This window comes from Martinezella sp. CNPSo 3957 (assembly GCF_057784395.1).
On the sequence record NZ_JBXSOU010000004.1, the window covers coordinates 454,926 to 475,226 of the forward strand.

General features: G+C 59.0%; 19 protein-coding genes. 13 read left to right on the top strand and 6 right to left on the bottom strand.

Annotated elements, in window-relative coordinates; genetic code table 11:
* Nucleotide 1: 1 nt before the first annotated feature.
* On the bottom strand, nucleotides 2-1,165 hold the full coding sequence (locus AC13QE_RS13525) for an ABC transporter ATP-binding protein (protein WP_488484059.1): 1,164 nt from the start codon (nucleotides 1,163-1,165) through the stop codon (nucleotides 2-4).
* A gap of 42 nt (nucleotides 1,166-1,207) precedes the next feature.
* Complete coding sequence (locus AC13QE_RS13530) at nucleotides 1,208-1,987, bottom strand: SDR family NAD(P)-dependent oxidoreductase (protein WP_488484060.1); 780 nt, start codon at nucleotides 1,985-1,987, stop codon at nucleotides 1,208-1,210.
* A gap of 185 nt (nucleotides 1,988-2,172) precedes the next feature.
* Between AC13QE_RS13530 and AC13QE_RS13535 the strand changes: the two genes are divergently transcribed.
* Nucleotides 2,173-3,027, top strand: coding sequence for a DeoR/GlpR family DNA-binding transcription regulator (locus tag AC13QE_RS13535; protein ID WP_488484061.1), 855 nt, complete (start codon nucleotides 2,173-2,175; stop codon nucleotides 3,025-3,027).
* 54 nt (nucleotides 3,028-3,081) lie between these two features.
* Complete coding sequence (locus tag AC13QE_RS13540) at nucleotides 3,082-3,882, top strand: BtpA/SgcQ family protein (protein WP_132719059.1); 801 nt, start codon at nucleotides 3,082-3,084, stop codon at nucleotides 3,880-3,882.
* Between the two features lie 377 nt (nucleotides 3,883-4,259).
* On the opposite strand, the gene AC13QE_RS13545 is transcribed toward AC13QE_RS13540, so the two are convergent.
* The gene (locus tag AC13QE_RS13545; RefSeq protein ID WP_488484062.1) at nucleotides 4,260-5,108 is read right to left on the bottom strand and encodes an oxidoreductase; all 849 of its coding nucleotides are present in this window, start codon (nucleotides 5,106-5,108) and stop codon (nucleotides 4,260-4,262) included.
* Nucleotides 5,109-5,300: 192 nt separating this feature from the next.
* On the opposite strand from AC13QE_RS13545, the gene AC13QE_RS13550 reads away from it, so the two are divergent.
* Nucleotides 5,301-6,236, top strand: coding sequence for an AraC family transcriptional regulator (locus tag AC13QE_RS13550; protein ID WP_488484063.1), 936 nt, complete (start codon nucleotides 5,301-5,303; stop codon nucleotides 6,234-6,236).
* A gap of 215 nt (nucleotides 6,237-6,451) precedes the next feature.
* The gene (locus AC13QE_RS13555) at nucleotides 6,452-7,378 is read left to right on the top strand and encodes an alpha/beta fold hydrolase (RefSeq protein WP_488484064.1); all 927 of its coding nucleotides are present in this window, start codon (nucleotides 6,452-6,454) and stop codon (nucleotides 7,376-7,378) included.
* 130 nt (nucleotides 7,379-7,508) lie between these two features.
* Here AC13QE_RS13555 and AC13QE_RS13560 read toward each other — a convergent pair whose 3' ends face one another.
* Together AC13QE_RS13560 and AC13QE_RS13565 are read right to left on the bottom strand one after the other, a co-directional pair.
* Nucleotides 7,509-8,690, bottom strand: a complete 1,182-nt coding sequence (locus tag AC13QE_RS13560) for an epoxide hydrolase family protein (protein ID WP_488484065.1) — start codon at nucleotides 8,688-8,690, stop codon at nucleotides 7,509-7,511.
* A gap of 180 nt (nucleotides 8,691-8,870) precedes the next feature.
* Entirely contained in the window at nucleotides 8,871-9,218 is a 348-nt protein-coding gene (locus AC13QE_RS13565) for a winged helix-turn-helix transcriptional regulator (protein WP_132719053.1), read from the bottom strand.
* Between the two features lie 149 nt (nucleotides 9,219-9,367).
* Here AC13QE_RS13565 and AC13QE_RS13570 point away from each other — a divergent pair, with 149 nt between their 5' ends.
* The 6 genes from AC13QE_RS13570 (at nucleotide 9,368) to AC13QE_RS13595 (ending at nucleotide 14,631) form a co-directional block, all read left to right on the top strand.
* On the top strand, nucleotides 9,368-10,222 hold the full coding sequence (locus AC13QE_RS13570) for an SDR family oxidoreductase (protein WP_488484066.1): 855 nt from the start codon (nucleotides 9,368-9,370) through the stop codon (nucleotides 10,220-10,222).
* Between the two features lie 477 nt (nucleotides 10,223-10,699).
* The gene (locus tag AC13QE_RS13575) at nucleotides 10,700-10,909 is read left to right on the top strand and encodes a cold-shock protein (RefSeq protein ID WP_075852595.1); all 210 of its coding nucleotides are present in this window, start codon (nucleotides 10,700-10,702) and stop codon (nucleotides 10,907-10,909) included.
* Nucleotides 10,910-11,019: 110 nt separating this feature from the next.
* The gene (locus tag AC13QE_RS13580) at nucleotides 11,020-11,301 is read left to right on the top strand and encodes a DUF1918 domain-containing protein (protein WP_132719050.1); all 282 of its coding nucleotides are present in this window, start codon (nucleotides 11,020-11,022) and stop codon (nucleotides 11,299-11,301) included.
* Nucleotides 11,302-11,329: 28 nt separating this feature from the next.
* On the top strand, nucleotides 11,330-11,572 hold the full coding sequence (gene rpsU, locus AC13QE_RS13585) for a 30S ribosomal protein S21 (protein ID WP_488484067.1): 243 nt from the start codon (nucleotides 11,330-11,332) through the stop codon (nucleotides 11,570-11,572).
* A 43-nt stretch (nucleotides 11,573-11,615) separates the two neighbouring features.
* Nucleotides 11,616-11,825 carry a hypothetical protein gene (locus AC13QE_RS13590; protein WP_488484068.1) on the top strand — a complete coding sequence of 70 codons (210 nt, stop codon included), beginning with the start codon at nucleotides 11,616-11,618 and terminating at the stop codon, nucleotides 11,823-11,825.
* 631 nt (nucleotides 11,826-12,456) lie between these two features.
* Nucleotides 12,457-14,631 carry a CHASE2 domain-containing protein gene (locus AC13QE_RS13595; protein WP_488484069.1) on the top strand — a complete coding sequence of 725 codons (2,175 nt, stop codon included), beginning with the start codon at nucleotides 12,457-12,459 and terminating at the stop codon, nucleotides 14,629-14,631.
* A gap of 136 nt (nucleotides 14,632-14,767) precedes the next feature.
* Here the strand turns inward: AC13QE_RS13595 and AC13QE_RS13600 are convergent, their stop codons facing one another.
* Nucleotides 14,768-15,808: a FecR family protein gene (locus AC13QE_RS13600; RefSeq protein ID WP_488484070.1), complete on the bottom strand. Its 1,041-nt coding sequence runs from the start codon at nucleotides 15,806-15,808 to the stop codon at nucleotides 14,768-14,770.
* 397 nt (nucleotides 15,809-16,205) lie between these two features.
* On the opposite strand from AC13QE_RS13600, the gene AC13QE_RS13605 reads away from it, so the two are divergent.
* From AC13QE_RS13605 to AC13QE_RS13615, 3 genes are all read left to right on the top strand, one after another.
* Nucleotides 16,206-17,885, top strand: coding sequence for an FAD-dependent oxidoreductase (locus tag AC13QE_RS13605; RefSeq protein WP_488484071.1), 1,680 nt, complete (start codon nucleotides 16,206-16,208; stop codon nucleotides 17,883-17,885).
* A gap of 279 nt (nucleotides 17,886-18,164) precedes the next feature.
* Nucleotides 18,165-18,659 carry an Lrp/AsnC family transcriptional regulator gene (locus tag AC13QE_RS13610; RefSeq protein ID WP_132719044.1) on the top strand — a complete coding sequence of 165 codons (495 nt, stop codon included), beginning with the start codon at nucleotides 18,165-18,167 and terminating at the stop codon, nucleotides 18,657-18,659.
* Between the two features lie 119 nt (nucleotides 18,660-18,778).
* Nucleotides 18,779-20,275 (top strand): NAD-dependent succinate-semialdehyde dehydrogenase, encoded by a 1,497-nt coding sequence (locus tag AC13QE_RS13615; RefSeq protein WP_488484072.1) that lies wholly within the window; start codon nucleotides 18,779-18,781, stop codon nucleotides 20,273-20,275.
* The last annotated feature ends 26 nt before the right edge of the window (nucleotides 20,276-20,301 follow it).

Below are 20,301 nucleotides of genomic sequence, written 5' to 3' on the forward strand. Positions count from 1 at the left end.
TTCAGTCGCGGATCGCGTTTTCGGTCTCGGCGTCGAAGAAATGCAGTTCTGCGGGATTGACCGACAGGGATAGCGTCTCGCCGAGGCGAAGCGGATACGTCGCGGGAACAGAGGCGCGCAATCGAGGGCCGGAAAGCGAAACCTCATCGGCTTCCGCCGTTACCTCCTCCAGCTCGCCGGCCCCGCCGATATCGAGATGGACAAGTTTCGTGGCACCGAAATCCTCAATGAAGGCGATCGTTCCTTCAATGCGCCCGAGACCGGGATCAACGGCGTCTGTGGCGCTCAATGCCTCGGCACGCACACCGACAATGATCTCCTTGCCGACATGACGCGCAAGCGCCGGACGCGCGGCAACGACAGGCTCGGGTACCGGCAGGCTGAACCTGCCGGCGGCGGCAGCCAGACTGCCCTCGCTGCGCGCCAGGGTGGCTTTCAGGAAATTCATCGACGGCGTGCCGATGAACCCGGCAACGAACAGATTGGCGGGAGTGTCGTAAAGCGCGCGCGGCGTGCCGAGCTGCTGCAAAGCGCCGGCGCGCATCACGGCCACGCGATCACCCATGGTCATGGCCTCGATCTGGTCATGCGTGACATAGACGGTGGTAATACCGCTCAACTTCTGCAGCCGGGCGATTTCAGCCCGCATCTGGCCTCGCAGCCGCGCGTCGAGATTGCTTAAAGGTTCGTCCATCAGAAACGCCTTCGGCGCGCGCACCAGTGCCCGGCCCATCGCCACGCGCTGTCGCTGACCGCCGGAAAGCTGCCCCGGCTTGCGGCCGAGATAGGCATCGAGTTCGAGAAGCTTGGCCGTTTCCCTGACCTTGCGGTCGATCTCGGTCTTGTCGACGCCGCGTACGGACAGGCCGAAGCCGATATTCTCGGCGACCGTCATATGCGGATAAAGCGCGTAGGACTGGAAGACCATCGCAATGTCGCGATCGCGGGGGGCAAGGCCGTTGGCAACGGTATCGCCAACCAACAATCGGCCGCCGGTGATATCCTCAAGACCGGCAATCATTCGGAGTGCGGTGGACTTACCGCAGCCGCTCGGGCCGACTAGAACCAGAAACTCACCATCCTCGATGGTGAGATCGAGGTGCTGGATTGCCGCATATCCGTCCGGATAACGTTTTTCCACTCCCTCAAAGACGATGGATGCCATGATCTCTCCGATATGATGCGGCTTGGGCGGCCGGCTGGCCCGTCAGGTCATATAGACGCCGCCGGTGACATTGACGCCTTGGCCGGTCATGAAACGGGCGGAATCTGAGCAGAGGAAAACGACGACATCGGCGACGTCCTCGGGCGTCTCCAGCCGTCCGAGCGGCGTCTGGGCGATGTAGTCTTCAACGACACGTTCAGGACTGACGCCGCGCAGTTTGGCTTCCCAGTCGATCTCGCGCTCCTGCATGCCGGTCTTGACGAAACCCGGGCAGACGGCATTGACGCGGATGCCTTTCGAGGCCAATTCGCGGGCAAGCGCCTGTGTCCAGCCGAGAACGGCGAACTTGCTGGCAGAGTAATGGGCCAGAAGCGGCGCGCCGACTTTTGCGGCGAGCGAGGCCGTGTTGACAATCACCCCCTGGCCCTGCGCCACGAAGCGGCGCGCCGCGATCTGGTTCGTCAGGAAGATGCCGCGCGTATTGACGTCGAAGTTAAAGTCCCACTCCTCGTCGGTGATCTCCAGCGCATGCTGCATGGTGGAGACGCCCGCATTGGCAATCAGTATATCGTGGCCGCCCATGATATCGGCGGCTTGCTCGAATGTCTTTTCCACGGAGGAACGTGAACGAACATCGATCTCCAGAGCGTGGCCGGAAATCGATTGTGCGACTGTGTTCGCCGCGTCCAGATTGATGTCGCAAATAGTGATCTTGACGCCTTGTTTCGCCAGCGCCTGCGCGATTGCGCGGCCTATTCCACTGCCTCCGCCGGTAACGATCGCCTTTAATCCCTCGAGCTCCGCGAATTTAGGATGTCCCACGAACCATATCTCCGACCTAAACAACATCGCGATCATATAGCAACAAAAACTTACAAATCAATCGAAATTTATGTTTGAATTTGTTCACTTTCTGAGTTAATCACTGATTACGTAATAGGAGGCCGGGCTTCGGAGGTATGCGTATGCAAACACCAACCGACCTTATCTAAATGAAAGACAGACCAATGATCACAGGCCATGACGCTGAAACGCTGACAATCGAAAAGACGAAAGTTCTGGCGCGCACGCGCCGAGCTTTCATCTTGGATGCGCTGGCCGAAACGGGCGCTGTATCCGTCTCGGAAATCGCTGCGCAACTCGGCGTGTCCGAAATGACTGTGCGGCGCGACCTGACGGAACTGGAAAAGGAAGGTCGGCTTGCCCGCACCCATGGCGGAGCAGTGAGCACCGACCTTACCGCAATTGCCGAACCCAGCCTTTCTGCAACCATCTCGCGCCTCAACGAGCCGACCTTTCAGGCTCGTCTTGCCAAGAACGCATTGCCGAAGCGGTTGATTGCGGAAGCGGCGGCACAGGTTGCCGCTGGGCTTCGCACCATTGCGCTCGATGTCGGCACGACAACATTCCTGCTTGCCCGGTTGCTCGCCGGCCAGCAGCATGTGAAATTCTTCACCAACAGCGTGCGCAACGCCACCCAGCTTGGGGAAGGCCTGGCGGAAGTTTACCTGCCGGGTGGACGTATGAGAAACGATGAGTTGTCGATCTCCAATGCGACGGCGATTTCCCAGTTCGAAGCACTTTGGTTTGACATCGCCTTTGTCGGCGTTTCCGGGCTGACGTCCGATGGTATTTATGACTATTCCTTCGATGATACGGAGATGAAGCGCGTCTATCTCCGCCGCTCGACAAAGAAGGTCGTTCTCTGCGACGCATCGAAATTCGATTGCATGTCGCTCGTCCACATCGCACCGCTTTCACAATTCGACATGCTGATCACCAACGCATCGCCGCCGCCCGAACTGGCCGAAGCGCTGGAGGCTGCCAAGGTCGAAGTGATGGTCGCGGGCTCGCCCTCCTGAAACATCCGGTCTGTGAAAACCCGCTTTCTCTAACGCCCAATTTCGGAGCTTTCGATGGTTTTTGAATTTTTTGGTGACAAGAAGAAGGTCATCATTGCCATGGCGCATATCGGCGCCCTGCCGGGTTCGCCGAATTATGATCCGAAGGGCGGCGTCTCAAAGCTCATCGACGACGTGATGGAAGATATTCGCGCGCTGCAGGAAGGCGGCGTCGATGCCATCATGTTCGGCAACGAGAATGACCGGCCTTACGAGTTGAAAGCGCCTCCGGAAGGTATTGCCGCGATGACGGCGATCGTCCAGGCTGCAAAGGCAGAACTCAAGATTCCCTTCGGCGTCAACTATCTCTGGGATCCGACAGCCAGCGTCGCCATCGGTGCCGCCACCGGTGCAAGCTTCGTACGCGAGATCTTCACCGGCGTCTTCGCCTCCGACATGGGTATCTGGGCGCCGGATTGCGCTACGCCGGCACGGCTGCGCGCCAAGCTCGGCCGTACCGACATGAAGATGCTGTTCAACATCAATGCGGAATTCGCCCATTCGCTCGACCAGCGCCCGATCGAACTCCGCGCAAAGAGCGCCGTCTTCTCCTCGCTGGCCGATGCCATCCTTGTATCCGGCCCGCTGACCGGTCAGCCAGTCGACCAGTCCGGCCTGCGCAAGGTCTGCGAAGCCGTGACGGATGTTCCCGTTTTCGCCAATACAGGCGTTAACAAGGATAATGTCACCGACATCCTCTCCTGCGCCAGCGGCGTCGTCATCGGCACGCATTTCAAATACGAGGGCAATACCTGGAACAAGGTCGAGCCCGCCCGCGTCAAGCGCTTCATGGATGTCGTCAGCACTATCCGCTGACGACGCTCTGGCTCAAAAGTCTCCATCTCATAAAGTCATGAGTGGAGTGACGATGTGGATGCCTCCACAGCAGCGACGGAGTCCACATAGGGGAGTACCCGAGGAGGAAGCTTGGAAAATCATCATAGTTCCAATCTCTTCGCGGGCTCGGCGGTTTCTGAGAGTGGCGTCCGCGCGGATACACGGCCGACCCTATTTATCATCATGACGCAATCCCGATTTCCACCAGAGCTTGCCTCTTATTCGCCATGACCTGCTCGATCCCGCTTCCAGCGAACAGGCCGACAATCTCTATCAGCAGCCGTCCGGTTGCTGGCCGCGGCGGGTATCGAACGTTATTTCTCCTGCCGAAATACAAGCTTGCATGATACGGGGTATCATCTTTGAAACTCAGGAAAATCGGCGCTGCGGGTCACGTCGCTCCACTCGTCGAAATTCTTCCGAAGTGTTTCAAGGCGCTTGTAGGCCAGATCCAGAGCAGAGCCTCCCAAGAGAAGCCGCAGGGGAGGCTCTTTCGATTCAACCGCCATCTGGATAGCCGCTGCGGCGCGGGCGGGATCGCCCGGCTGATTGCCGGAAACCGCCTTCGTCGATATCCGACGCTTTCCTGCCGTCTCGGCATAATCATCAATAACGATGGGGGATTCCGCCATCGAGCTTCCAGCCCAGTTGGTGCGAAATGCGCCGGGTTCGACAATGGTTACCTTGATGCCGAGCGGAGCGACCTCCTGGGCGAGAGACTCTGAAACGGCCTCGACTGCAAATTTTGTGGCATGATAGTAACCGGTCGCCGCGAATGCCATGAGCCCGCCAAGCGAAGAGATGTTTACAATATGACCGCTTCTGCGCGCCCGCATGGCAGGCAAGGCTTCTTTCGTAACATCGATGAGCCCGAAGAGGTTGGTGTCGAACTGGCTGCGAACACCTTCCTCGTCCCCCTCTTCGATCGCTGCGAGATAGCCGTAGCCGGCATTGTTGACGAGAACGTCCATCTGACCGAACGTCGAGAGCGTTTCGGCAACAGCGCTCCTGATCGTCGAGCGATCGGTGACATCGACTTTCAGCGCGAGCGCTTGCTCCTTGAACTGGTTGGCGAGCCCGGCCAGTTGCGCGGGATTCCTTGCCGTCAGGACCACCCGGTAACCGAGACCGAGCACGTGTTTTGCGATCTCGAAGCCGAGGCCATTCGAGGCGCCGGTAATGAACCATACGGGTTTATTCGTCATTTTTCGATCATCCTTCTGATTTGCTAACGACCATGGCTGCAGAGCCGGTGTCGGGACCTGCCGCCTTTAACGAAAGATACGAACCGGAAAACGGGCGCGTTATGGCGAAACACCCAATCTTTCGTACGATCCTACCAAATCTCCTGGCACTGCCTATATTGGAGGCTCTGCCGGGAAATCGTGGAGAAACGGGTGAGTATCAAGGAAGAGCTTGTCGCGATCATTGATCGACACGCTGCCGCGCCGAAACAAAAAACCCCAGTCGCTGGTCTTTCGATCTTCAAGGTCGAAGCGCCGACCCTTCCTGTTGAGAGCATTTACACTCCCCGCCTCTGCGTTGTGATCCAGGGCCGAAAGGAAATTTTGCTGGGCGGTCGCGCGTTCGAAGTTGATGACACGCAATACTTCATCGCTTCAGTGAATTTGCCGGTTTCGGCCCGGATAACCGCTGCTTCAAGCGACCACCCGCATTATGCACTCTCATTTGAACTTAACCGGCAGGACCTGGCCGAACTGCTTCCGAATGTCGCGGTCCGCCCTGCTGCGGCGCACAGAGAGGGTCTGTCGCTAGGGCGGCAGACAGAAGACATCTTGGGCGCACTTCATCGCCTCATACTGCTTCTCAACCACCCGGAGGATCTGCCCGCGCTTCTCAAGCCAGCAACGACTGAACTCTATTACCGGCTTCTCCGGAGTGAGCATGGTGCAACATTAAGAGACTACGCCACAATGGACACGAAGATCGCCCAGATTGGGAGGGTCACCTCGTGGATAAAGGAGCATTACAATAAGCCTATGACGATCGGCCTGCTTGCCGACCTCGCAGGCATGAGTGCGACATCACTTCATCGCCATTTCAAGGCGACAACACTGATGACCCCGCTTGAATATAGGACGCATGTCAGGCTTCAGGAGGCGCGCAAACGCTTGCTGACTGGCGGATCGAGTGCCCGAACAGTCGGCTTCGAGGTCGGCTATGACAGCCAGACGCAGTTCACGCGCGAGTACAGACGCTTGTTCGGCCGACCACCCGCCCGGGACGCCGCCTATCTGAAGGGCATCGGACCGTCTAACCCTGCCCGACAAGGCGTGACGGAAACGCCAGTGGAGCTCCCGTTAAAGATCTGAGCGAGTGGAGTCTTTTAACGATGAGATCTAAGCTTCAATTGACGCGTTCTGCAGCTGGACTGACGCTTGACCGATGCTCCTCCGTTGGAATGGGCGGCGCGGCCCTGGCAAGCCATGCATGGGCGATACCCCGCTCGCCTCTGAATCCGCGCACTCTGATCACGCCGCGTCAGACAACCCACTTCATCGAATGCGGACCTACGGAGGGTCCGCTGATGATCTTTCTCCACGGCTGGCCGAGCATCGGTTTGATGTGGCGCGCCCAGATGGATGCTTTCGCCGCCGAGGGATGGCACTGCGTTGCTCCTGACCTGCGCGGCTACGGCGGGTCTTTCGCACCTGCAGCCAACGACGCTTACACAATCAAGCAAGTCGCTTTGGACATGTCGGAACTCCATGATCATCTGGGCGGCAGGCCGGCGATCTGGGTTGGCCACGACTGGGGCAGCGTCGTGGCCGGCGCGTTGGTCGCCCATGAGCCCAATCGCAGTCGTGGCGTCGTGCTGACCTCGCTTGCCTATCAACCAGGCGGCCACGCCCTACGCACGATCGTTCCGTTGGTCGACAGGACAATTTATCCCGCCGACCAATATCCGGATGGCCAATGGGATTACCACCGCTACTACACAACTCATTTCGACGCCGCGGTGGCCGACCTCGATGCCGACAAACGGGCCTCGCTGGCATCGATCTTTCGCTCAGGCAGCCCGGAAGGCATCGGCAAGGTTTCGCCGAACGCTGTAATCACCCGAAACGGTGGCCGTTTCGGTGCTGCTCACAAGGCTCCGCCGATCCAACCCGACCCCGCTTTGTGGCCCGCCCTGGATTTCGAGGTCTTGGTGAGGGCGTTCGAGACTCACGGCTTCCGCCCCGCCTGCGCCTGGTACATGAATGACGACGCCAACATTGCCTATGCTCGCGAGGCCTCCGATGGCGGCCGCCTGTCGCAGCCGGTCCTGTTTATCAACGGTGACTTCGATCAGATCTGCACCATCAACGGAAATCACCAGGGCGATCCGATGCGCGGCGCTTGCCCTGACCTCACCGTGACGAGTGTGGCCGGCGGCCATTGGCTGCCACTGGAGCGCAAGACTGAACTCGTCGAGATCATCCGCACATGGCTGCAGAACGAAAAACTTTAATGGCGAAGGGACGAGCATCAGAACGGATTTGAAAGGCATGAGCAGCAAAGTGCATAACACGCTCGTCGATGCGCCAAAGCAGTCCGTTACCAAAGGCCCCGCCTTTCAAACCGGCAGGGCGCAAGAGCATTTACCGAGGCAAGGCGCGAAAATGTGACCTGATATCCGCGACCAGCTCGCCGGGCTTTTCCATCGCCGCGAAATGGCCGCCCGCCGCATGCTCGCTCCAACGGACAACGTTGTAGACCCGTTCAACCCAAGACCGAGGCGGCTGCGGCAGTTCCTTGGCAAAGTGCGAGATGGCGACAGGGGGAAGAATCCGCTGCCCTTTTTCGAATGACAGCGGATGCGCACGGCTCTCCTTGTAGAGCCTGAATGAGGCGTCGAGAGAGCCGCTGAACCAATAGAGGCTGATTTCGGTCAGCAGAGTATCCATGCTGAAGACGTCAAGGACATTGCCATCGCAATCGCTCCACGACCGGAATTTCTCAACGATCCAGGCAGCCAATCCGACGGGTGAATCGGACAATCCATAGGCCAGCGTCTGCGGCTTGGTGCCTTGGACATGTGCATAGGCGCCCTCTTTGTCCGCCCATTCCGCTGCAACTTTCTTAAACTCCGCTTCCTGAGGGGTAAGAGGCGGCAGACCATCGCCGATGGGTGGGCGGAAGCTGCCGGGAATGTAGTTCAGGTGAATGCCGACCACGTCCTTTGGAAAGCGGAAGGCAAGCCAGCTGGAAACCGCCGCGCCGATATCGCCGCCCTGCGCACCGAAATTTGTGTATCCTAATCCAAGCATGAGCTTATGCCAGAGGCCAGCGATCTCAAATGGGCTGATGCCCGCTTTGGGTGGCGCCGACGAAAAGGCGTAGCCGGGAAGCGCAGGAACAATGAGGTCGAATGCATCCTCAGGATCGCCGCCATGTGCGCCAGGATCCGTCAATAGCGGGATGACGCGCTCCATCTCCAGGAAAGACCCCGGCCAGCCATGTGTCATGATCAGTGGGGTTGGTGACGGTCCCCGGCCTTTGACATGGATGTAATGGATTTTGAAACCATCGATCTCGGCAACGAAGTGCGGCAACAGGTTCAGGCGGCCTTCTTGAGCCCGCCAATCGAATTCGCCCTGCCAATAGTCAACGAGCTTACGCATGAAGCGCAGGCTGCTTCCGTCATCCCAACCCTCTGGGTCGATGGAGGCAGGCCATTTGGTTTGAGTGACGCGACGGCGCAAATCGTCAAGGGCATCATCGCCGATATCGATTCGAAACTCTATGGTTTGCATTCGGGCCTCCAAAATGCCGTCAGGCAATTGGGATTTGCAGGTGAAGGGATACGAACCAACGGCATGTTGACCAGTCTGGATAAGCCTCTGATTAGCATGCAATTTTTGGCGCGATCTTTATGGTCGACTGCGGACTCTGTAGGCGATCACACCGCACGCAAGAATGCCATCTGAGGCCTGATCGCATAAGATCTTTCGGAGGATGGTCTAGCCTGAGGACTCGCGTAGCAGCAGGCGGGAGCCAACTTCCACGATGGACCTGATCGCGGGGAGGAGTTCCTTTCCCAATTCGGTCAATTCATAGTCCACTGTCGGCGGCGATGTCGGCATCACGTTGCGGGTGAGCACGCCGCGCTGTTCGAGATCGCGGAGCCGGCTCGTCATCACCTTCGCCGAGATGAAGGGATTGTCACGCCGCAGTTCGGAGAACCGGCGCGGACCTTCGCTTAAGGACCAGAGCACCTCTGGCGTCCAGCAGCCGCCGAGCAGATCCATGCACTTCGACATGGGGCAGCCGGGGAGTGCCATCACCTTCTTTCGCACCTTGAGAACCATTGTACATCCTTGGGCCCATCCTTGGCGGGCAGTTTCCAGTTGGTTACCGGAAAATTGCGGTAACCGCAAGATACCTGGTTTCCGAAGGTAACGACGGCCGCTATGTAGAGGCTCTCGAAATCATCCCCAACCACGAAATGGACTGAACGATGTACGCAGTAACCGGAGCAACAGGACAACTCGGCCGCCTCGTGATCGAGGCGCTGCTGAAGACCATTCCCGCCAACAGGATCGTTGCGGCAGCTCGCAATCCCGCCAAGGCCGGCGATCTGGCGGAGCGCGGCGTGATCGTGCGCGAGGCTGACTATAGCCGCCCCGAGACGCTTAGCCCGGCGCTGGTCGACGTGGAGAAGCTGCTGCTGATTTCCTCGACCGAAGTCAGTGGCCGCCTGCCGCGGCACAGGGCCGTGATCGACGCGGCCAAGCAAGCCGGGGTTTCGCTGATCGCCTATACGAGCATGCTGCATGCCGGCTCGTCACCCGCGACGCTCGCGGTCGAGCATCGCCAGACGGAGGAGGTCATCGCGGCTTCTAGCCTACCCGCCGTGATCCTGCGCAATGGCTGGTACGCCGAGAACCATCTCATGGCGCTACCGGCAGCGCTTGAGCACGGCGCCTTCGTCGGCGCTGCGAAAGACGGACGCTTTTCGTCCGCGGCGCGGCAGGACTATGCCGAGGCGGCCGCTGTGGTGCTGGCGACCGATGGACATGTCGGGAAGACCTATGAGCTTGCAGCCGACCAGGCCTTTACCCTTGCCGAGCTTGCCGCGGAGGTCTCGCGGCAGTCGGGCAAGACGATCGTCTACAACGATCTTTCCGAGGCCGCCTATCGCGATGTGCTGACGGGCGCCGGCCTGCCGGCCGATCTCGCTGCCCTTCTGGCCGATGCCGACGCCGCAGCCTCGCATGGAGCGTTGTTCGACGACGGAGGCGCCCTTGGTCGGCTGATCGGTCGTCCAACCACATCGATGCAGAGCCTCGTCGCGACGACTTTACGCGGCTAACGACATAGGGACGTTGCTCGCTCACCTTGACCGGCCTCGGACCGATTGATCCGCAGGTTTTCAAGGTGATCGAGTCGGCCGCCGAGACACCACCAGCTCCAGGTTTCCGAACAAGTTGGTCCGTATCTTGAGAGAACCTTTGAAGGAGACGATGAAGCAGCCTTCGCGGAGAAGACAAGCCAATCCCGGGTCGGTTCTCCGCGCAAATCAGCAGCGCCGGCCGATGGTGGGGAAGTCATGCATCACTTCGCACCCGATGACGGCGGCGGCTCGACAAGCATCGCGGCCTGCCGAAAACCTTCTCTTCCACAGCCTCTGTTGCCAATATTTCAATTCAACCTATATAAGGTCTATCGACCATTGCTTGCGACGTCGTCGAGGAGCCTCTGCGCCCTCGCCGGATTTCCTCTCAAATAATCGATCTAATCCCGCAAGGTATCGCGGGGCAAACAACGATTGCTATGAAAGGAAATCGTTATGAACACTGGTACAGTTAAGTGGTTTAACTCCACCAAGGGCTTCGGCTTCATTCAGCCTGATGATGGCAGCACGGACGTTTTCGTCCATATCTCCGCAGTAGAGCGCGCCGGCATGCGTTCGCTCAACGATGGTCAGAAGATCACTTACGACATCGTGCAGGATCGCAGATCCGGCAAGAGCTCGGCTGACAATCTTCGGGCCGCATAAGTTTGTCACGGCTTCGCGCGACCACGGATGTACTGGCGCGCTGAAACCATGACCGAGGAAGGTCGGGATACGTCCCGGCCTTTTGTTTTTCATTTCGAACGGAGAACGACATGGCAAATGGTCGTTACCGGCCAGGCGACAGCATCGTCCTGAAGTCTGGAATTTTCGGAAACGCCCAGCCGGCCGGCCGCATCGTGTCTGTGCTGCCTGTGTCACAGGGCGTTGTCCATTATCGCGTCCGCTTCCAAAGTGAGAGTTTCGAGCGGAGCGTCCGTCAGGACGATATCGATGCCGGGGCTTCACCATCGTCGCTTTCACCGGCGCAAGCCGAGATATCGCAAACATCGAAATCGAGCTGGATCAACTCGAATTCAATCCGCACCAAGAAATAAACCCAGCGCGAGCTGAGAAGGAGAAGTTTTGCAGGTTCTGGTCAGAGACAACAATGTCGATCAAGCGCTCCGCGTTCTGAAAAAGAAATTGCAGCGCGAAGGCGTATTTCGGGAAATGAAGGCACGCAGCGCCTATGAAAAGCCGTCCGAAAAGCGCGCTCGCGAAAAGGGCGAGGCGGTCCGCCGCGCGCGGAAGCTTGCCCGTAAGCAGGCACAGCGCGAAGGCTTGCTGCCGGCGCCGAAGAAGAAAGTCATTGCGCGAGCTCGCTGACGTCCAGCGTCTTTTGGAACGCACCTGCTGAAATGGAGGAAGCATGACAAAGACGAAAGACAACCTGTTCAAGCCTGAAAAGTTGTCAGCGCAGACTAAGTCCGAACAGACGACGTCGATTGCCAAGGATATCTTGGCCGATGAGGCCTCTGCTCGACAGAAGAAGACGGACAGGCTTCGCGCGCTTCGTTTGGCGCAGGAGCCTGCGCCTGCGCCAGCGCCGAAAGCAAAGAAGAAAGACAGGAAGGGATAGCGGGTTGTCTGGCGGTTCTTCGCCAGACAATCGCTCGCTTTCCCGCGGCGGAGCACTATGTGAGGATTGGGGCAATGTCGTTGTCCGGCGGCACGAGGCCCAACAGTTGGGCCGGCCTCATCAGGTCTGGTCAAGCGTCGCGCTCGTACCAACCGCGCGACAACACCTAAGCAATGTCTCCATTTCCTCCAAGCATCATCACCTTTTAGACGATGCACTTCGCTCGCACTGAGGCTGCGGTCACGAGCGCCCTGCCGGCCTACTTCGATGTTGACGCCAGATCCAGCGCGCTCTTGTCGTCAAAGATGTACAGTCATGTCTTTCGACATTAAGATTTGGACCCGCTCTTACAAACGCCTCGACAGCCCGAACAGCCATGTTCGATTCCCGGGAATGGACGCATGGCTGGGCTGAAGCGCCGGATTTCGTGAAGTCTTCGCTAACCTGCGGCATTGCTTCAACTATCGCCGTGCAAAATTCTTCTCTCCATCTCTTCAATATTTTCATCATTGCATCGTGCACGGGAACAAAGCAGCGTATTATTCCCTGGTGCAGCAGACCAATAGATTTTTGTATTTCTTCGAACCGTTACTTATTGCCGGAGATGCAGGGCAAAGGGGCTGACACCATAATGGTGACGCGTGCGCAGCAAATTGGCGTCGTTATCGGCCTGGCTTTCGTCACGGCATTGACGACCCTGCGGGCAAGCGATCCTCCGTTGCTAAGGCTCGCCCGCGATTTGACATTCGACCAGTATCAGCGCCTGGTGCCCCGGACGTTCGAGAACCAGCCTGTCCGGGTCGTCGACATAGACGAGGCGTCGCTGCGGGAGTTCGGTCAATGGCCCTGGCCAAGAAACCGGATTGCCGCGCTCGTCGACAGGCTTTCCGATCTGGGCGCGGCCGCCATCGCTTTCGATATCCTCTTCGCCGAGCCGGACCGTCTGTCGCCACGCAACGTCGTTCGCGATGTCATTGGCATCGATCCGTCACTGCTTGGCAAACTGCCTGACAATGATGAGATTTTTTCCCAATCGCTGTCGGGAAGGCCGGTGGTTCTGGGCTTCGGCCTCTCCAACGAAGGAAACTATCTGCCGCCGGTCAAGGCAGGGTTTGCCTATACCGGCGAAACTCCCTTCGGTGCGCCGCCGGCGATCAAGGCCGCGACGCCGTTGCAGCCGCAATTGCAAGCCAATGCTGCGGGACTCGGCCATATCAGCCTCAATCCGGGCGCTTCATCGGCGGTGGTGCGTGCGGTTCCGCTTTTTCTCAGCGACGGCAAGCAGCTTTATCCCAATCTCGCGCTTGAGGCGCTTCGCGTCGCACAGGGAGCCTCCACCTATGTGCTTGACGCTGCGCCGCACACGCCCAATACGCTCACCCGGGTCAAGATCGGCAATTTCGTCGTGCCGGTAACGGCCGCGGGCGAGCTGTGGCTCTATGTCAGCCGCGATACCGCGGCGCGCTATATTTCGGCAAGCAAGATACTCGCGACCGAAGGCGCCTCCGCTGATATGAGAGCCGCCATCGAAGGCAGTATCGTTTTCGTCGGAACCTCCGCTTCCGGGCTCCAGGATGTTCGCACGACGGCCCTTGACGAGAATGTGCCGGGTGTCTCCATCCACGCGCAGATCGTCGAGCAGATCCTGTCAGGCCGCTTCCTGTCCCGACCGGATTGGGCAGACGGACTGGAAATTCTGTCCATCGCCGTCCTGGGCAGCCTTTTGGTGATCGTCACCACCTTCGTCAATCCGGCCGCGGCCCTCGCCTGCGGCCTGCTGATTACCTTTTTTGCCCTTGTGGCCTCCTGGGTCGCCTTTCTTTATGGGGGGCTTCTCTTCGACCCACTGGCACCGATCGTCTCGGGATCGATCACACACTTCGCTGCAACGGCATTCCGCTTTCTCGTGACGGATCGGGAGCGGCGCGACGTGCGGCGGGCTTTCGGCCATTACCTCTCGCCATCGCTGCTCCATCGCATCGAGCATACACGCAATGCACTACGCCTCGGGGGAGATGAACGCGAGCTGACGGTCATGTTCGTCGACGTGCGAAACTTTACCCAGATTAGCGAGGAGATGAGCCCGAGCGCCGTCGTCGCGTTTTTGAACACGCTGCTCGATGCGCTCAGCCACCATGTCATCGCCAATGAAGGCACGCTCGACAAGTTCATCGGAGACTCGATCATGGCCTTCTGGAATGCCCCCGTCGATGTCTCCGATCATGCCGGCAAGGCCGTGCGGGCGGCTCTCGGCATGCGCGAAACACTCGCCCGCCTCAATGGCGACGATGCCTTCGGTTTCGGAGACACGCGACGGGTCGGGATAGGCATCGGCATCCATACGGGGCTCGCCTGCGTCGGCAATATGGGGGCCGAGACCCGTTTCAATTACACGGCAGTTGGCGATGCCGTTAACATTGCCGCGCGTATCGAATCCGCCTGCAAGGACATCAATTTCGACATTCTGGTATCCGAGCCGACGGCGGGCTTGCTGCCCGACTGCGCCCTGCTCGAAGCGGGAGCGCTGACGCTGAAGGGTAAGAGTATGCGAACCAAGCTCTTTGCGGTGGTCGGCGACGAACCCGTGGCGAGATCCGCTGGATTTGTCGAATTGCAGGCTACACACAGGCAGCTTGTTAATGCCCTGCGAACTCGGTCAGCGAGCAGCCGCAAACTCATCAGCGCCGCCAAACTTAAGGCGCAAGCCGCGGCAACAGGACTGTTGCAGGACTTTTACAGCCACATTTCGCGACGAGGCGGACACTTCGCCGACGAGGCTGCGGAGAACAAGGCAGCCGACATCTAGAGCAGTTCCAGCAAAAGTGCCGAGCGGTTTTGCGTCCGGAACTGCGTGAAAACAAGAAGATAGAGCGTTTTCGCGATTCGAAGAAAAGCAGAAATGCTCTATCTGATTTGAAAGCCATCCTGCGCAACTCACGGCGCTATCGCTGGTGATGCCCGCCACCGTGATCGCCATGGTTGCCGCCATCGCCCTGGCTATCCTGGTCGTCTCCTTGATGATCACCCGATGCGTGATCGCCTCTGCCATGATGGTCGTGATGTTCATGGTGATCGTGATGCTCGCCTTCGTCGCCATCACGCTCGTCCGGTTTGCCTGACTTGTCGGGCGCACTTGGCGGGCTTGAGACATCCGGCGTGCTGGGAGTTTCGTGTGGTGCGGCAGGCGCCTCGGCGTGTGGCGATTCCTGGGGGCTGGGTGCGCTCGGCGTATCGTGCGGTGCCGGTGCAGGACTATTCGCCGGAGCGCTGCGCGGAGAGATCCCGTTAGGCTGGTCCCTCATCGCCGTCGACAGACCGCAACCACCGCTCCCGACAAAACCCATTCGCCCTGAAAGTTGCTGGCTCCCGGACAGAAAAGGCAGAGCCCGCTGATTGCCCAGCGTTTTGAGAACGTCGCGATTGACCCGGCGAGGTTCGCTGATCTGACCGTTGCGCTTCGCAACGACACAATCACATTGCTGTTTCAGTTGCCTGCAGCCGCCAGCGCCGCAGAATTGCGCAGCGCCGTTCAGCAGCACGACCGCTGTCGTGCCGTTCGCCCCGACATAAAAATCAAACGCGGTTCCGCGCACGCCGATCGTTCCGGCGGGCGTCACGATCTGATAGGCTGAGTGGTTCGAATTTCCGCTCATCCAGCGAAAGCTGCCCTTTGCTGCATTTATGGTCAGCTTTTTCACTGCGCCCGAGTCATCGAACACGAACTTGTCGATGGTAACGGACGATCCGGCTCCGACAGCCAGTCTCGTGCCGTCCCGAAATGTGAACTGTCCGAGGCCCGAAATCGAGGTGCGAATTTGCTCGTCCCGATGAACGGGATCGTCGACCGCGAGCGGACCACCAGCACCCGTAACTTCGGTTTTAATCAGCACCGCCTGGCCGACCTTCTCGGCGGCTTTCGAAGACAATGGTGCGAGCAGCATGCAGCCCAACACAACGGTCACGGCGTGACGCAAATAAAACACCGCACCCTCCCAATATTATTTATATATTATCATAATATTTTTATAAATACAAATTGTAATTCATGATTACAAATGTGTATATTTTTATACTTTCGAATTAAAATTCGCCAAGTCGCGCGTATATTCCGCTGAATATGTTTTTAAACATATTATGGAAGAAAATTTATACAGTAGTTACAATAATATGCCCGGCGGCAGCGCTTGCGGATAGCTCGAAAAAAAGGTGCTATTCAAGGCTGCTGAGCTCGAAGAATTTGAGGCAGGCTCCTTGAACAACGCGTATGAATATCGGCTAGCAGAGGCCCTCGAAAGAGTTGGCTTTGGTCGCGCGCAATGTAGACTGGCGAACTGTTCCGGATGTTGTCATACAAGTATAGACCGATACGGGGTTCACATCATGGCGATCAGCGATGCTCGGTGGGAGCAAACATACCCAACACTTTCAGCTCTTCAAATCGGTGCGGCGCGACGCTTCGCGAGCGGTGAGCCGCACCGCTTCGGCCCAGGTGATGTGCTCTACGAGATTGGCACTCGCAACGTCCCTGCCTGGCTAGTTCTGGAAGGCTCGGCCGATGCAATTCAGCGTGGCGCGACTGGGAGATCATCCGTGATCGGCACCTACGGTCCTGGCCAGTTCACCGGCGAGACCAATCAATTGTCTGGCCACGCAACCCTCGCATCGGTCGTCGCGGGCGATAAGGGCGTATTGGCTATACCTTTCGATGCGCCGCATCTGCGTGCACTGGTGATCGGGTCAGCGGATGTGGGTGAAGCGATCATGCGCGCCTTTATACTCCGTCGCGTTGCGCTGATCGAAGAAGGGCGGATCGGAGGTGCGGGGTCTATTCTGGTCGGACGCCGGGATGCTCCCGACATCGTAAGGTTATCTGGATTTCTCACCCGGAATGGCTATCCCCACGCCCTTATCGCCGCGTGCGAGGTCGAGGGGCGCGAGCTGGTCGAACGGCTCGGCATCGCACCGGAAGATCTGCCATTGATGATCTGCCCAAACGGGACGCTGCTCAGAAATCCGAGCGACGCGGATGCCGCGTCTTGTCTCGGCATTATGCCGGATCTCGATCCGAAGAATGTCTATGACGTGGCAGTTGTCGGTGCAGGACCGGCTGGGCTGGCCACTGCCGTCTATGGGGCTTCCGAGGGGCTTTCTGTTCTCGTTGTCGATTCCCGGGCCTTCGGCGGCCAGGCGGGCGCATCCGCCCGGATCGAAAATTATCTTGGCTTTCCGACCGGTATCTCGGGGCAGGCTCTTGCAGGTCGGGCCTTTAATCAGGCGGCGAAATTCGGCGCCGAGCTTGCGATCCCGCTGACCGTCGGAAAGCTTTGCTGCCATGGAACCGATTCGGCGGCTCCATTCTCCCTTGAACTTAGCAACGGATATACTGCACGGGCGCGTTCCATCGTGATCGCGTCAGGAGCGCGCTACCGTCGGCCCGATATTGCCAATGTCGAAGAACTGGAGGGCGCCGGCGTCTCCTACTGGGCATCCCCGATTGAGGCTCGCCTTTGCGCCGGAGAGGAAATCACTCTGGTGGGCGGCGGAAACTCAGCCGGCCAGGCCGTTGCTTACCTCGCACCGCAGGTAAGCCGCCTGCACCTCGTGGTCCGGCGGCCGCTCGAGCAAACCATGTCCCAATATCTGATCGACCGGATAGCGGCATTGCCCAATGTCGAACTCCATGTGGGTATCGAGATTGTGGACTTGCATGGTGATCGAGAGACAGGTCTGACCGGTGCCACCTTCCGTGACGTTCGCACCGGAGAGACCGAGGAATGTGCCTCGCGCCACCTCTTTCTGTTCATCGGCGCCGATCCCTACACCGGATGGCTGGACGGCTGTGTCGCGACTGATGGAAAGGGCTTCGTTCTCACAGGAGACCGCATCAGTGATGGCGAGCGACTGCCGCTGGAGACGAGTTGCCCAGGCATTTTTGCTGTCGGAGACGTGCGCGCCGGCTCCACCAAGCGGGTCGCCGCCGCCGTCGGTGAGGGTGCGGCCGTCATCGCTCAGATCCATTCCTTTCTGGCGCGAAATGTCGGAGGTCAAAACAGGCACTAGCCGACCACGGGTCAACACCGGCTGGCTATTGTCGGCATCCCCACTTTTTTCACGCTTGGCTGCATGCCTAGAGCATTTCCGCTTTTCTTCGAATCGCGAAACGCTCTATCTCCTTGTTTTTACGCAGTTCCGGACGCAAAACCGCTTCGCACTTTTGCTGGAGCTGCTCTCGGATCATTTTCTGGGGAGAACACGTAATGGACTCTACTGCCATCTGCCTTTAGACCCGCATGAGGATGCGGCCTGACGCGCAACGGATGACACATAAGCAGCTTCCCTATGAGACTTGATGCAATTGACCTTCGGATACTGGATGCGATTCAACGGGATGGTCGCATTACCAAGCTCGCGCTTGCCGAGAAAGTTGGTCTGTCGCCGACGCCATGCTGGCTACGCCTTCGCAAGCTTGAAAAGGCCGGGATCATTACGGGCTACCACGCCCGTCTGGCGCTGCGTCGCCTCGCGCCGGTCGCAAGCGTCATGGTGGAGCTGACACTGGCAAATCATCGGCAGAGCGACTTCGAGCGCTTCGAGCGGGCGGTGGCGGCCACTCCCGAAATCGTAGCCTGCTGGGCTGTCGGCGGCGGCGTCGATTATATCTTGAAGATCATGGCGGCCAATATCGATGCCTATCAGCGCCTGATCGACAATCTCCTCAATCGCGATCTCGGCATCGAACGCTATTTCACCTACATCGTGACCAAGACCGTGAAGGAGGAGACGGTGCTTCCCGTCATCGACCTGCTCTCTCCTGGCACACCAGGCGGTGAATAGAGAGTCTCTCTAGCGAGGCTAGTCACTTTAGATCCTTTCTCTCTTCCAACTGCCAGCAATGGACAATCTCTCGCGGCGTTCCGTGACAGCATCGGGTATCTGGAAAGAGAGGCCCGACCATGACTGCGCTCCACGCCCGCGCCACCTATCATGAAGCCCTTTCACGGCTGAACGACCGTCATCTGCTGCGAGACCTCTCCTATGTCGCCGGCCGTTGGGCCGCCGGCAAAGCCAATCAGAGTTTCGCGGTCACCGACCCCGCATCCTCTGCAACGCTTGCCTGGGTTGCCAGCCTCGACCAGCGAGATGCCTTCGAGGCTATCGACGCTGCATCTGGCGCCTTTACCGCCTGGCGTTCACTGCTGCCGCAGCAGCGGTCATCGATCCTGCGCAGATGGCATGATTTGATGATCGAGGCGCGCGAGGATCTAGCGCTGATCATGACGCTGGAACAAGGTAAGCCCTTGGCCGAATCCCGTGGCGAGATCGATTATGCCGCAGGCTTCATCGAGTGGTATGCCCAGGAATCAAAGCGCATCAATGCGGAGAGTGTGACCAGCCACCTGGCCGATGCTGAAATGATCGTGCGCAGGGAAGCGCTTGGCGTCACCGCCATCGTCACGCCCTGGAACTTTCCTTCCGCCATGATCACGCGCAAGGCCGCTGCCGCACTTGCCGCCGGCTGCACCGTCGTCGCCCACCCGTCGTCCGAAACCCCGCTATCGGCACTGGCGCTCGCCGAACTCGGCGAACGCGCCGGGCTCCCCGCCGGGGTCTTCAACGTGGTGACCGGCGATGCCGCAACCATCGTCGGCGCCTTCTGCGACGATCCGCGGATCAGAGCATTGAGCTTCACCGGCTCGACGGAGATCGGCAAGCTGATCGCCGGCCAGTGTGCGGGGACAATGAAGCGTCTTGTGATGGAACTTGGCGGTCATGCGCCGCTTATCGTCTTCGACGATGCCGACCTCAATCGCGCCGTCGATATCGCCATCAATGCCAAATTCGCGACCTCCGGCCAGGATTGCCTCGCCGCCAACCGCATCTTCGTGCAGCGCCCGATCATGGACGCTTTCGTTGCGGCGTTCGCCAAGCGCATCGCCGCCTTGAAGGTTGGAAGCGGACTGGACGGTGCCGTCGATATCGGACCTCTCATGCACGAACGCGCTATTGCCAAAGTCGAGGAGCATGTTGCCGACGCATTGAAACACGGCGCAAGGCTTGTCACCGGCGGTAAACGGCATGCGGCCGGCTCTCTCTTCTTCCAGCCGACCCTGCTCGTCGAGCCCTCGCCGGATGCATTGATCATGCACGAGGAAACCTTCGGACCGGTCGCAGCCGTTAGCGTCTTCGACAGCGAGGACGAGGTCATCGCCCGGGCCAACGACACCGAGTATGGCCTGGTCGCCTACGTTGTCACGGCCAACGGTGCGCGCCAGATGCGGCTCGGCCGGGCGCTCGAATACGGCATGGTCGCCATCAATCGCGTGAAGATCACCGGCGGCCCGATCCCGTTTGGCGGCTGGAAGCAATCGGGCCTTGGACGCGAAGGCTCCCGTCACGGCATCGAAGCCTTCACCGAGCTCAAATATCTCTGCGTCGACACGACAGCCTGACGCGCCCGATACGAAAGAAGGAACCA